The following is an 11,795-nucleotide window of genomic DNA, read 5'->3' as shown; positions in this document are numbered from 1 at the left end:
GGCGGACCCGCCTACAGGCCCGCCTCCGGGATCGGCGGCACGGCCGTTGGTCCCGTCGGTCGGGGCGTAGCGCAGCCTGGTAGCGCATCACACTGGGGGTGTGGGGGTCGCAGGTTCGAATCCTGTCGCCCCGACCATTTCATCCTGGCGGGCGACGACGCCGCAGGATCGGGGCCGCGACCCATGCGGTTACAACCAAAACGACTTCGTAAGATGCCATTTACCGCGCAGCCGTCATCTGCCGCCGCATGAATTGCGGCGAGGGTTGAATGACGTATCGGGGCTGGGTGTGGCGGATGGCGGCCTTGGCGGTCGCAGGGGGGCTGGCCGCGCCCGTGATGGCGGCGCCTGCCTGCGCGCCGACGGCGAAGGTCACGACCACGGCCGGGCCCTATTCGCCCGCAGCGATCAGCGCGGCGAAGGTGCCGGCGGTGCCGAATTCGGCCGGGCTGGTCTGCGACAGCACGCTCGTCGTCCTGTTCGGCAGCAATTCGGTCAAGGCGACGATCAGCAGCCTCAACGGCATGAAACTTGCCAACGGCGCCGCGCGGATCGCCTATATCGCGTCCGCCGACCCGGGGGGGACGGTGCCGCTGACCCCGGGTCAGCCGATCGAATATATGCAGAACAACGTGCTCAATGCGCTGGGGCTGCTCGGCGGCACGGCGGGGACGCTGCCGCTGTACGTCAAGCCGACCGGCGGCGCCGCGCCGGCGGTGGGGCGGTATACCGACACGATCACGATCACCTGGGACTGGCGCATCTGCAAGGGCATCTCGGCGCTCGTCTGCATCGGCGGCTATGACGTGCCGACGGGCGTGGTGAAGAGCGAGGTGACGATCACGCTGGATGTCGCGCCGCAGGACATGACGATCGCGTTGACTTCTGCGACGACGTGGGACCCGGTCAACGGCACCACCCGGCCGCTGGCCTTTCCGGGCAGCAAGGGCCGGACGAGCCTGACCGTGCGCAATCCCGATCTGGTCGCGCTCGACGACGGGTCGATCGCCATCGTCTACAAGGTGCCGGCGAAGGCCAGCGTCGCGCTGGACGGCGACGGCAGCGGATCGGCGACGGTGGTCGGCTTCGCCGACGGATCGCCAGCGTCGGGAACGACGTTCAGCGCCGCGACGGACGTGTCCTATTCGGCCGACAAGGTCGATCAGGTGACCGGCACGACCAACTGGAGCTATGCGCCGGTCGCGGGCAATCGCGCGTCGGAGGCGGCGGTGACCTTCGTCCGCTTCCGCCCGCGCGGCGCGATGAAGGCCGGGACCAGCTTCACGCTGTCCGTCCCGTATCTCGTGCGCTGAACCTCAAGACTGCGGCGGGACCGCGCTCCAGCCGAGGCCCAGCGCCTTTTGCAGCGACACGAAATCGCCGGTGAGCGCGGCGAGCCCGGACGATAGGTTCTCATCGGCGGCGACACGCTGGCGTTCGGCGTCGAGCGTGTCGATCAGCGTCGCGGTGCCCGCCTGGAACCGCTGCTGCATCAGCGCCGCGGCACGATCGGCGCTCGCCTTGCTGCGCATCAGGCTGGCGACCGTTTCGCGGCGGTGGCCGAAGCGCGACAGCGAATCCTCCGCATCGCGCAAGCCGGCGAGGACCGCGCCGCGATATTGCGCCTCCGCCTCGTCGCGCTGCCCCTTCGCCTGATCGATCCGCGCGCGGTTGCGGCCGAAATCGAGGAAATTCCATTGCAGCATCGGCGCGGCGATGGCGACGAGCTTGTCGGGGCTGATATCGGACAGCTGCCTGCCGCCAAGCCCGATCAGCCCGAGGATGTTGAGCCGCGGGAAACGGGCGGCGTCGGCGATGCCGACCTGCGCGGTGCGCTGCGCCAGCTGGCGTTCGGCGGCGCGAATGTCGGGGCGGCGCTGGAGCAGTGCGGCGGGATCGCCGACCGCGACCTCGGCCGGGGGCAGCGGCACTGGGGCGGGCGTTGCAAGCACAGTATCGAGCGAACCCGGTTCCTGCCCGGTCAGCACCGCGAGCGCGTTGAGGTAGCCGTCGACCTCCGCCTGCACCGGCACGATCTGGCCGTTGGTCGTCTCGACCTGTCCGCCGAGCCGTTCGACGTCGAGTGCCGAGGCCGCGCCGCGGTCGAACCGCTGCCGGACGAGCGTCAGCATCCGTTGCTGCATCGCCGCCGACTGGCGGGCGAGCGCGATCCGGCGCTGCGCGTCGCGCAGGTTGACATAGGCCTGCGCGACATCGGCGGTCAGGCTGACCTGCGCGTCGGCGACGTTCGCCTCCGCAGCTTGCGCCTGCGCACGCGACGCCTCGACCTGACGGCGCTTGCCGCCGAACAGGTCGACCTCCCAGCTGGCGTCGAAGCCGAGATTGTAGAAGTCGACGGCGCTGGCGCCGGTGTCGGTCGCACTACCGGAGCCGCCGAGGTCGATGCCCGGCACGCGGGCGTGGAGGTAGGTCGCCGAGGCGTTGGCGCTCGGCGCCTGGTTGGCGCGGTTCAGCCGCAGCGAGGCGCGTGCCTGCCGCAGCCGCGCCTGCGCGACCGCGATATTCGGATTGGCGGCGAGCGCGCGGGTTTCGAGATCGGTCAGCGTCGCGTCGCCCAGCTGCGTCCACCAGTCGGCGACGCCGGGTGCGGCGGCGCTGGTCGTCGGGCTGACGCGCTTGAAGCCCGTGGTGCCCGCGGCATCGGACAATGTCTTCGGCGGCCCGGCATAGTTCGGGCCGACGGTGCAGGCGCCCAGCAGCAGGGCGAGCGAGAGGAGGGGGAGGGTACGCATCAATCGCCTCAATGCATCGCCGCGACTTTGCCGTGCGGCAGCGGACGGAGGAACAGGGTCAGCGGCACGACACAGCAGATGCCGACCGACAGCAGCCAGAACAGATCGTTGTAGGTCATCACCAGCGCCTCGCGCTGGATCGTCAGGCCGAGTGTACGGAGCGCGGTAGCGCTGCTGCGCAGGTAATCCTGCACGACGAGCGAATTGGCGTTGACCAGATCGTCGAGCCGGCGGCTGTGCAGGTATGATCGCTGGTCCTGCAGCGTCGCGATCCCGGCAAGCGCGAACGACCCGCCGATATTGCGCGCGGCGCTGAACAGCCCCGCTGCGTCGCCTGCCTCGGACGGCTTCACCGAGGCGATCGCCGCCTGATTGAGGAACACGAAGCCGAGGATCGTGCCGACGCCGCGCAGCAGCTGCGATTCGACGAAGGCGCTGCCGGTCGATTCGGCGGTCAGCGTGGTATCGAGGTGGCAGCTGAGCGCCATCAGCAACAGGCCGGTCGCCACCGCGAGGCGGATGTCGAGGTTGCGGATCATGACCGGTACCAGCGGCATCAACAACAGGCTGGGGATGCCGCTGAGCAGCACGACCTTGCCCGATTGCAGCGCGTTGTAATCGGCGATCGCGGCGAGGAACTGCGGGATGACGTAGCTGCTGCCGTACAGCACCATGCCGAGGACGAGGCCCATCGTCGCGACGCTGCCGAACTGGCGGTCGAGCAGCAGGCGCAACTTCACCACCGGATTGCGCGAGATGATCTGCCCGGCGAACAGCATGCCGAGCCCGACCAGCGTGAGCGCGGTCAGCTTGATGATGAGCGCCGACTGGAACCATTGTTCGCGCTGGCCCTCCTCGAGCACCACCGTCAGCCCGCCGAGACCGAGCGCGAGGCCGGCGATGCCGAGCCAGTCGGCCTTCAGCAATTCGCTCAAGTGCGCCTTCTGGTGCGGCAGGCCGACGAGCAGCAGGACGAGCAGCACCGCGCCGACCGGCACGTTGAGGAAGAAGGCGTAATGCCAGCTGACGTTCTCGGTCAGGTAACCGCCGATCAGCGGCCCGAGCACCGGCCCGAGGATCGCGGTGACGCCGAACAGCGCGGTGCCGATCGGCTGTTGCGAGCGGGGCAGGCGGGTAGCGATGATCGTCATCGCGGTCGGGATCAGCGCGCCGCCGGTGATGCCCTGGCCCGCGCGCCCGACGATCATCATCGTCAGCGAGGTCGACAAGCCGCACACCACCGAGAAACCGGTGAACAGGATCGACGCGATGAGCAGGAAGGTACGCAGGCCGAGCACCCGCTCCAGCCAGGCGGCGAGCGGGATGATGATGATCTCCGCGACCAGATACGACGTCGCGATCCATGTCCCTTCGGTGCCGCTGGCGCCGATCTCGCCCTGGATGACGGGCAAAGCGGAATTGACGATCGAGATGTCGAGCGTCGCCATCAGCGCGCCGAGGCTGCCCGCCGCGACCGCCAGCCATGCGCCGAGATCGGCGCGTCCGGGCGGGGCGGCGCGTTCGGGCAGCGACGAGCCGCGCCGGTCGGGGGCCGCGGCAGCGGCGCTCATCGGCCGCGCGCCTCGTTATGCTGGTCCTGCTCCTCGCGGATGCGTTGTACCGCGCCCTTCGCCGAACGGGTATCGACGGTAACGTCGACCGACATGCCGGGCACCAGCAGCTTGCGCGTCTCCGCGCCGGCGTCGAGCGCGATGCGCACCGGCACGCGCTGGACGATCTTGGTGAAATTGCCCGTCGCATTCTGCGGCGGCAGCAGCGAGAATTGCGCGCCGGTGCCGGGCGAGACGCTCTCGACATGACCGTGGATCTCGACGCCGGGAAGCGCATCCGCCTCCAGCGTCACCGGCTGCCCGACGCGCATCAGGCCGAGCTGCGTCTCCTTGAAATTCGCCGTGACGTAGAGCTGCTGGACGGGGACGATCGACATCAGCCGGGTGCCGGCCTGAACGAATTGCCCCGTGCGCACCGTCTTGTCGCCGACGCGGCCGTCGATGCTGGCGCGCAGGATCGTCGCGCCGACGTTGACGTTGGCGGCCTGCAGCTGCGCGCGACTCGCCTCGCCCTGCGCCTGCGCCTGTCGCACCTGCGCCTGCAGCGTGCCGACGCGGCGGGTGGCGCTGATCAGCGCGGCATTGGCGGCGGCGACCTGCGCATCGGCCTGACGCGCCTGGTTCTGCAGCTGCGACAGCTTCTCGCGCGTCTCGGCGCCCGAGGCCGCGAGCGGCTGGTAGCGGACGACCTCGGCATGCGCGAAGGCGGCGTCGCTGCGCGCGGCGGCGAGGTCCGAACGCGCCTTGTCGATCGCCGCCTGCTGTTCGCTGATCTGCGCACGGACGCCGGCGGCATTGGCGCGGGCGACATCGATCTGCGCCTCGACCTGTGCCGCCTGCGCGCGATAGTCGCGGGCGTCGATCTGGAGCAGCGGCGCGCCGGCCTTCACCTGCTGGTTGTCGGCGACGAACAGTCTGTCGACATAGCCCGACACCTTGGGCGAGATCGTCACCGCATCCGCCTGGATATAGGCGTCGTCGGTGCCTTGCATGAACTTGCCGACGCTCTGGTAGCGCACGTACCACAGCACACCGCCGATCACCGCGGCGGCGAGCACCAGCAGCAGGACGATGCGGACCCGTGGGTTCTTGAGCGGCGAGGATTTCGGCTCGCTCGTTTCCGCGGGCGCGTCGGCGGTGTCGTCCTGCGGTTGCTGCTGCTCGGCCATGCTCATCATCTTCGTCGGATCGGAGCGGCGTAAATGCTCGCACTTGCAGCATAGTGCAAGACCATTTAATGAGGGTCCTCACATATGCCCTGCCCCGAACCTCTTGCCGCTGATCTGTTCCGCCTCTTCCTGCGCCTGCACCGGCTGATGGACCGGCGGATGGCGGAGCAGGGCGCATCGCTGGCGCGGACGAAGCTGCTGCTGCTCCTCGACCGGCGGGGGCCGGCGCGCGCCGCGGATATTGCCGATTTCTTCGATCAGGCGCCACGGACGGTGACCGAGGCGATCGACGGGCTCGAACGCGACGGCCTCGTCGTGCGCAGCCCCGACACGCACGACCGCCGCGTCAAGCAGGTGTCGATCACCGACGAAGGGCGGCGGGTGACCGGCGAGACCGAACCGTTGCGGCAGGAACTGATCGACGGCGTGTTCGGCACGCTGAGCGAGGACGAGCAGGCGCGCCTGTCCGCGATGTTCGCCAAGATGCAGGCGGCGCTCGACGTCGAGGAAGCACGCGGCCGCGCCTGACGTTTCGGGCTTGCGTCCGGTTCGGCCCGTGATACTCTCTCCGTACCGCCGATAGAGCGGAAGGATAGGAGAGGTGCTGTGGAACGGTATCAGCCGACCTTGTGCCAATGCGGTTTCGGGATCCTGTGCTGCGCGAGCGGCACGGCGCTGTCGATCTGCGCGGTGACGTTCATGCTGCTGGGCTGAACGCCCTGCGATCAATGCCGACCCATGCGCTGCGCCTTAGCAGCAACGCCCGCCGTTGCGCCCGCCGTAGCGCGCCTCCTGCCGGTTCCTGAAGAAGGCGGTCTCGTCCATCACCGGCTGGTCCGGGTGCGCGGCGGCCATGTGCGCGCGATAGGCGCGATAGGACGGCACGCCGACCATTAGCCGCGCGGTGTCGGCGATGCCGCGCCACAGGCGGGCGAGCGTCATTCCGCCGCCACCGCCAGCGCGGGGATCTCGCTGGCGCTCGGGTGATCCAGGCGACGGGCGATCACGCAGGTGCGGATGCCGTAGCCGATGATCGACACCACCACGGCGAGGAACAGCGCACAGAGCGCGGCGTCGATGCGGTCGTTCATCACGACCCGGCCCATCTCGGCGAGCGACTTGGCCGGCGCCAGCGTCTGCCCCCGCGCGATCGCGTCGGAGAAGCGCGCGGCATGCGCGAGGAAGCCGACCGCGGGGTTGCTGGAGAACAGCTTCATCAGGCTGGCGGTGACGGTGCACAGCACCAGCCAGGATGCGGGCAGGATCGTCACCCAGGCATAGCGTTCGCGCTTCATGCGGAACAGCACGACCGTCGCCAGCACCAGCGCGACCGCGGCGAGCATCTGGTTGGAGATGCCGAACAGCGGCCAGAGGGTATTCACCCCGCCGAGCGGATCGGTGACGCCTTGATAGAGGAAGAAGCCCCAGGCGGCGACGCACAGCCCGGTGCCGATCAGGCCGGGCACGAACGAGGTCGCATTGCGGAAGCTGGGCACGGCGAGGCCGATCAGGTCTTGCAGCATGAACCGCCCGGCGCGCGTTCCGGCATCGACCGCGGTCAGGATGAACAATGCCTCGAACAGGATCGCGAAATGGTACCAGAAGGCCATCATGGCGCGTCCGCCGACCAGCTGGCTGAAGATCTGCGCCATGCCGACCGCGAGCGTCGGGGCGCCGCCGGCGCGGCTGATGATCGTCGCCTCGCCGACGTCCTTCGCGGTCGCGGCGATCGTGTCGGCGGTGATCGGGAAGCCCATGGCGGTGACCGCGCTCGCGGCGCTGGCGGCATCGGTGCCGACCACCGCGGCGGGGCTGTTCATCGTGAAATAGACGCCCGGATCGATCACCGACGCCGCGACCAGCGCCATGATCGCGACGAAGCTCTCCATCAGCATCGCGCCGTAACCGATGAAGCGCGCGTCGCCCTCGCTGGCGATCAGCTTGGGCGTGGTGCCGCTGGCGATCAGCGCGTGGAAGCCCGATACCGCGCCGCAGGCGATGGTGATGAACAGGAAGGGGAAGAGCGACCCCGACCACACCGGCCCGGTGCCGTCGACGAAGCGGGTCAGCGCCGGCATGCGCAGCGGCGGCGCGACGACCAGGATGCCGATCGCCAGCGCGGCGATCGCGCCGATCTTGAGAAAGGTCGAGAGGTAATCGCGCGGCGCGAGCAGCAGCCAGACGGGGAGCAGCGAGGCGACCGCGCCATAGCCGATCAGGATCCAGCACAGTTGCACCGGCGTATAGGTGAACCACGGCGCCCATGAGGCCGACGCCGCGACATCCTGCCCGTAGAGAATCGCGAGGATCAGCCCGACGAGGCCGAGCAGCGACACTTCGCCGATCCGCCCCGGCCTGATCCAGCGGCTGTAGACGCCCATCATCAACGCCAGCGGGATCGTCGCGACGACGGTGAACATCCCCCACGGGCTGCCCGCCAGCGCCCGCACGACGATCAGCGCGAGCACCGCGAGGATGATGACCATGATCGTGAAGGCACCAACCAAGGCGATGGTACCCGGCACCGGCCCCATCTCCATGCGGATCAACTCGCCGAGCGAACGCCCGTCGCGGCGCATCGAGAGGAACAGCACCATGAAATCCTGCACCGCGCCGGCCAGCACGACACCAGCGAGCAGCCACAGCATGCCGGGCAGATAGCCGATCTGCGCGGCGAGCACCGGCCCGACCAGCGGTCCCGCGCCGGCGATGGCGGCGAAATGGTGGCCGAACAGCACGCGCCGGTCGGTGGGCACGAAGTCGAGCCCGTCGGGGTGGCGCACCGCGGGCGTGGGGCGCGCGGGGTCGATGCCGACGACGACCTTGGCGAGGTACAGCGCGTAGAAGCGATAGGCGATGAGGTAGACCGAGACCGCGGCGACGACGACCCAGACGGCGTTGACCGCCTCGCCCCGCGCGGTAGCGATCACCGCGAGCGCGGCGGCGCCGACCAAGGCGAGCGCGATCCAGCCGATGCGGCCTGCGATGGTCATTGATCCGTCTCCCCTTTTGTCCTGCCTAATGGGGGCTGGGGCGAGGGACAACCCGGACCAGCGCGTTCGCAGGACAGCATCGTCCGGGACGGAGACTCATGCGGGAGCCACAAACACCCCGTCACCCCGGACTTGTTCCGGGGTCCACGGGTCCACAAACCCAACACGCCGTTGGTACGCGGCACGGTGGACCCCGGAACAAGTCCGGGGTGACGGAGGGGTTTAGGAGAGGTTCGCCCGCCAATCTTACCCGAACGCCTCAACCCACCCGGTTCGCGACCAGATCGTCGACCACGGCCGGGTCCGCCAGCGTCGAGGTGTCCCCGAGGCTCGTCACGTCCCCCTCGGCGATCTTGCGAAGGATGCGGCGCATGATCTTGCCAGAGCGCGTCTTGGGGAGGGCGGGGGCGAACTGGAGCTTGTCGGGGGTGGCGATCGGACCGATCTCCTGCCGGACCCATGCGACCAGTGCCTTGCGCAGGTCGTCATCGCCCTCGCGGCCGGCGTTCAGCGTCACATAGGCGTAGATACCCTGGCCCTTGACGTCGTGCGGCATGCCGACGACCGCGGCCTCCGCCACCGCCTCGTGCAGCACCAGCGCGCTCTCGACCTCGGCGGTGCCCATGCGGTGGCCCGAGACGTTGATGACGTCATCGACCCGGCCGGTGATCCAGTAATAGCCGTCCGCATCGCGGCGGCAGCCGTCGCCGGTGAAATACTTGCCCTCGTAGGTCGTGAAATAGGTCTGGAAGAAGCGTTCGGGATCGCCCCACACGCCGCGCATCTGCCCGGGCCAGCTTTCGGTGATGCAGAGGTTGCCCTGCGCCGCGCCGGTCAGCGCCTTGCCCTGGTCGTCGACCAGTTGCGGCGACACGCCGGGGAGCGGCTTGGAGGCGGAGCCCGGCTTCATCGGCACCGCGCCGGGCAAAGGCGCGATCATGATGCCGCCGGTCTCGGTCTGCCACCACGCGTCGACGATCGGCGCGCGACCTTCGCCGACGACGTCGTGATACCAGCGCCATGCCTCAGGGTTGATCGGTTCGCCGACCGAGCCGAGCAGCTTCAGCGACGACCGGTCGGTGCGGGTCACATAATCGTCGCCCTCCTTCATCAGCGCACGCAAGGCGGTGGGGGCGGTGAAGAGCGTGTGGACCTTGTGCCGGTCGACCACCTGCCAGATGCGGCTGGCGTCGGGCCAGTTGGGCAGCCCTTCGTACATCAGCGTCGTCGCGCCATTGGAAAGCGGGCCGTAGAGGATGTAGGTGTGCCCGGTCACCCAGCCGATGTCGGCGGCGCACCAGAAGACCTGGCCGGGCTCGTGGTCGAAGGCGATCTTGAAGGTGTAGTCGGCCCAGAGCAGGTAGCCGGCGGAGCTGTGCAGCACGCCCTTGGGCTTGCCGGTCGAGCCGCTGGTGTAGAGGATGAACAACGGATCCTCCGCCGCCATCCGCTCCGCAGGGCAGTCGGCGCCGACGCTCGCCGCGGCGTCATGATACCAGACGTCGCGATCGGTCATCGCGACCTCGGCGCCGGTCGCCTTGACGACGATCACCTTTTCCAGTGTCGGCGCGCGCGTGGCGGCTTCGTCGACGCAGGCCTTGAGCTTGATGCGCTTGCCGCCGCGGCGGCCTTCGTCGGCGGTGACGACCACCTTCGACCCGCAATCCTCGATCCGCCCGGCGAGCGCGTCGGCGGAAAAACCGCCGAACACCACCGAATGGATCGCGCCGATCCGCGCGCAGGCGAGGACGGCGAACGCCGCCTCCGGGATCATCGGCATGTAGATGGTGACGCGGTCGCCCTCACCGACGCCCTGACCCTTCAGCACGTTGGCGAAGCGGCCGACCTCGGCATGGAGCTCGCGATAGGTGATGTACCGTGCGTCTTCGGTGGGGACGTCGGGTTCCCAGATGATCGCGACGGTATCGCCGTTTTTGGCGAGATGGCGGTCGAGGCAATTGGCGGCGACGTTGAGCGCGCCGTCGGCGAACCATTTGATATGAAAGTCGGCCTTGGCAAACGACCAGTCGCCCGCGATCGTCGGTTCGGCGATCCAGTCGAGCCGCTTGGTCGCCTGATCGAGCCAGAAGCCGCCGGGGTTGCTCGCCGCGGCTTCGCAGAGTTCGGCGTATTTCTTGGCGTCGAGGCTGGCATTGGTCCAATCGCCGCTGATCGGATAGATTTCTGAATCGGTCATCACGCATCCCGACAAGGCACCGCGGACGCCGGACGGCGCCCGCGGCACTGCTTAGTCAAGCGACCCGCGGTGCGCCAGCCGCTGAAAACTTCCGTTCGTGCTGGGCTTGTCGAAGCACGTTGAGACTCACCTGCCCTTCGACAGGCTCAGGGCGAACGGGCGGGGCATCACCGACCTAGGAAGGTCAGCAGGTCGTTGGTCAGGCGGTCGCCATGCGTCGCGAACAGGCCGTGGGGGGCGCCGTCATATTCGACCAGCTGGCTGTTCGCGATGCCCGCCGCGGCGGCGCGGGCGGAGGCGTCGATCGGCACGGTGTGATCGGCGGTGCCGTGGATGATGAGCGTCGGCACGTTGAACGCCGCCAGATCGGGGCGGAAATCGGTATGGCCGAACGCCTCGGCACAGGCGAGCGTAGACTTGAGCCCCCCCTGCAACGCCAGCGAAGTCGCCCAGTCCAGTACGTCGTCGCTGACCGGATGGCTGATGATGCCGACGCCGAAGAACTGCTTGACGAAGGTGTCGCGGAAGAAGTGCGGGCGATCCGCCTTGATGCCGTCCGCGATCCCGGCGAGCGCCTCTTCGGGAACGCCGTGCGGATTGTCTTCGGTCTTGAGCATATATGGGACGACGGACGAGACCAGCGCGGCGGCGATCACGCCCTTGCCGCCGTGGCGGCTCATGTAGCGCGCTACCTCGCCGCCGCCCATCGAGAAGCCGACCAGCGTCGCCTCGCTGTCCGCGCCGGTCGCCGCCATGACGTCGGCGAGATCGTCGGCCAGCGTGTCATAGTCATAGCCGTTCCACGGCTGACCCGACCGCCCGAAGCCGCGCCGGTCGTAGGCGATCGCGCGGAAACCCGCGTCGGCGAGCGCCATCGCCTGCGGGTCCCAGCTGTCCGACGACAGCGGCCAGCCGTGCAACAGGATCACCGGGCGGCCCGATCCCCAGTCCTTGACGTAGATGTCGGTGCCGTCGCGGGTCTTTACATAGGGCATGGGCCGGTTCCTTTTCGCAGGTGACGGTTTAACGACGACCGCCCCTCCGCGTTCCCGCCGAGCGGACGGACTGGCGCAGGTGCGCGGCCGGTGTCAGGATCGCGCCGACGCATGATC

Annotated in this window: 9 protein-coding genes and 1 tRNA gene; 3 read left to right on the top strand and 7 right to left on the bottom strand. The window is 68.8% G+C overall.

The genetic code is table 11. The features are described from left to right. Positions 1–60 precede the first annotated feature (60 nt). Both M9979_RS01945 and M9979_RS01940 read left to right on the top strand, forming a co-directional pair. Positions 61–137: transfer RNA gene (locus M9979_RS01945), tRNA-Pro, on the top strand. 132 nt (positions 138–269) lie between these two features. Continuing rightward, positions 270–1,313 (top strand): spore coat protein U domain-containing protein, encoded by a 1,044-nt coding sequence (locus M9979_RS01940; protein WP_254287652.1) that lies wholly within the window; start codon positions 270–272, stop codon positions 1,311–1,313. A gap of 3 nt (positions 1,314–1,316) precedes the next feature. On the opposite strand, the gene M9979_RS01935 is transcribed toward M9979_RS01940, so the two are convergent. The 3 genes from M9979_RS01935 to M9979_RS01925 are packed head-to-tail and all read right to left on the bottom strand — an operon-like array spanning position 1,317 to position 5,493. Then, complete coding sequence (locus M9979_RS01935; RefSeq protein ID WP_254287651.1) at positions 1,317–2,753, bottom strand: efflux transporter outer membrane subunit; 1,437 nt, start codon at positions 2,751–2,753, stop codon at positions 1,317–1,319. An 8-nt stretch (positions 2,754–2,761) separates the two neighbouring features. Next, a complete protein-coding gene (locus M9979_RS01930) occupies positions 2,762–4,324 on the bottom strand; it encodes an MDR family MFS transporter (RefSeq protein WP_254287650.1) in 1,563 nt (520 codons plus the stop codon). Continuing rightward, positions 4,321–5,493 (bottom strand): HlyD family secretion protein, encoded by a 1,173-nt coding sequence (locus M9979_RS01925; protein ID WP_254287771.1) that lies wholly within the window; start codon positions 5,491–5,493, stop codon positions 4,321–4,323. The genes M9979_RS01930 and M9979_RS01925 overlap by 4 nt, the downstream gene beginning before the upstream one ends. Positions 5,494–5,577: 84 nt before the next feature. On the opposite strand from M9979_RS01925, the gene M9979_RS01920 reads away from it, so the two are divergent. Further along, positions 5,578–6,021, top strand: a complete 444-nt coding sequence (locus tag M9979_RS01920; protein WP_254287649.1) for a MarR family winged helix-turn-helix transcriptional regulator — start codon at positions 5,578–5,580, stop codon at positions 6,019–6,021. Positions 6,022–6,243: 222 nt separating this feature from the next. Here the strand turns inward: M9979_RS01920 and M9979_RS01915 are convergent, their stop codons facing one another. The 4 genes from M9979_RS01915 to M9979_RS01900 form a co-directional block, all read right to left on the bottom strand. After that, positions 6,244–6,435, bottom strand: coding sequence for a YbdD/YjiX family protein (locus M9979_RS01915; RefSeq protein WP_254287648.1), 192 nt, complete (start codon positions 6,433–6,435; stop codon positions 6,244–6,246). Further along, positions 6,432–8,486 (bottom strand): carbon starvation CstA family protein, encoded by a 2,055-nt coding sequence (locus M9979_RS01910; protein WP_254287647.1) that lies wholly within the window; start codon positions 8,484–8,486, stop codon positions 6,432–6,434. The genes M9979_RS01915 and M9979_RS01910 overlap by 4 nt, the downstream gene beginning before the upstream one ends. Positions 8,487–8,745: 259 nt before the next feature. Then, a complete protein-coding gene (acs, locus tag M9979_RS01905) occupies positions 8,746–10,683 on the bottom strand; it encodes an acetate--CoA ligase (protein ID WP_254287646.1) in 1,938 nt (645 codons plus the stop codon). 167 nt (positions 10,684–10,850) lie between these two features. Beyond that, entirely contained in the window at positions 10,851–11,678 is an 828-nt protein-coding gene (locus M9979_RS01900; RefSeq protein ID WP_254287645.1) for an alpha/beta fold hydrolase, read from the bottom strand. Positions 11,679–11,795 lie beyond the last annotated feature (117 nt).

The organism is Sphingomonas liriopis (assembly GCF_024211255.1).
GTDB classification, from domain to species: Bacteria; Pseudomonadota; Alphaproteobacteria; order Sphingomonadales; family Sphingomonadaceae; genus Sphingomonas; species Sphingomonas liriopis.
Note: the sequence above shows the minus strand (reverse complement) of the source record. Positions and strands in the feature narration are given on the sequence as shown.

What these genes read in the sequence shown, in the direction of transcription:
- M9979_RS01940 (WP_254287652.1), top strand. Translation starts at nt 270, where the DNA reads ATGACGTATCGGGGCTGGGTGTGGCGGATGGCGGCCTTGGCGGTCGCA.
- M9979_RS01935 (WP_254287651.1), bottom strand. Translation starts at nt 2,753, where the DNA reads ATGCGTACCCTCCCCCTCCTCTCGCTCGCCCTGCTGCTGGGCGCCTGC.
- M9979_RS01930 (WP_254287650.1), bottom strand. Translation starts at nt 4,324, where the DNA reads ATGAGCGCCGCTGCCGCGGCCCCCGACCGGCGCGGCTCGTCGCTGCCC.
- M9979_RS01925 (WP_254287771.1), bottom strand. Translation starts at nt 5,493, where the DNA reads ATGGCCGAGCAGCAGCAACCGCAGGACGACACCGCCGACGCGCCCGCG.
- M9979_RS01920 (WP_254287649.1), top strand. Translation starts at nt 5,578, where the DNA reads ATGCCCTGCCCCGAACCTCTTGCCGCTGATCTGTTCCGCCTCTTCCTG.
- M9979_RS01915 (WP_254287648.1), bottom strand. Translation starts at nt 6,435, where the DNA reads ATGACGCTCGCCCGCCTGTGGCGCGGCATCGCCGACACCGCGCGGCTA.
- M9979_RS01910 (WP_254287647.1), bottom strand. Translation starts at nt 8,486, where the DNA reads ATGACCATCGCAGGCCGCATCGGCTGGATCGCGCTCGCCTTGGTCGGC.
- acs (WP_254287646.1), bottom strand. Translation starts at nt 10,683, where the DNA reads ATGACCGATTCAGAAATCTATCCGATCAGCGGCGATTGGACCAATGCC.
- M9979_RS01900 (WP_254287645.1), bottom strand. Translation starts at nt 11,678, where the DNA reads ATGCCCTATGTAAAGACCCGCGACGGCACCGACATCTACGTCAAGGAC.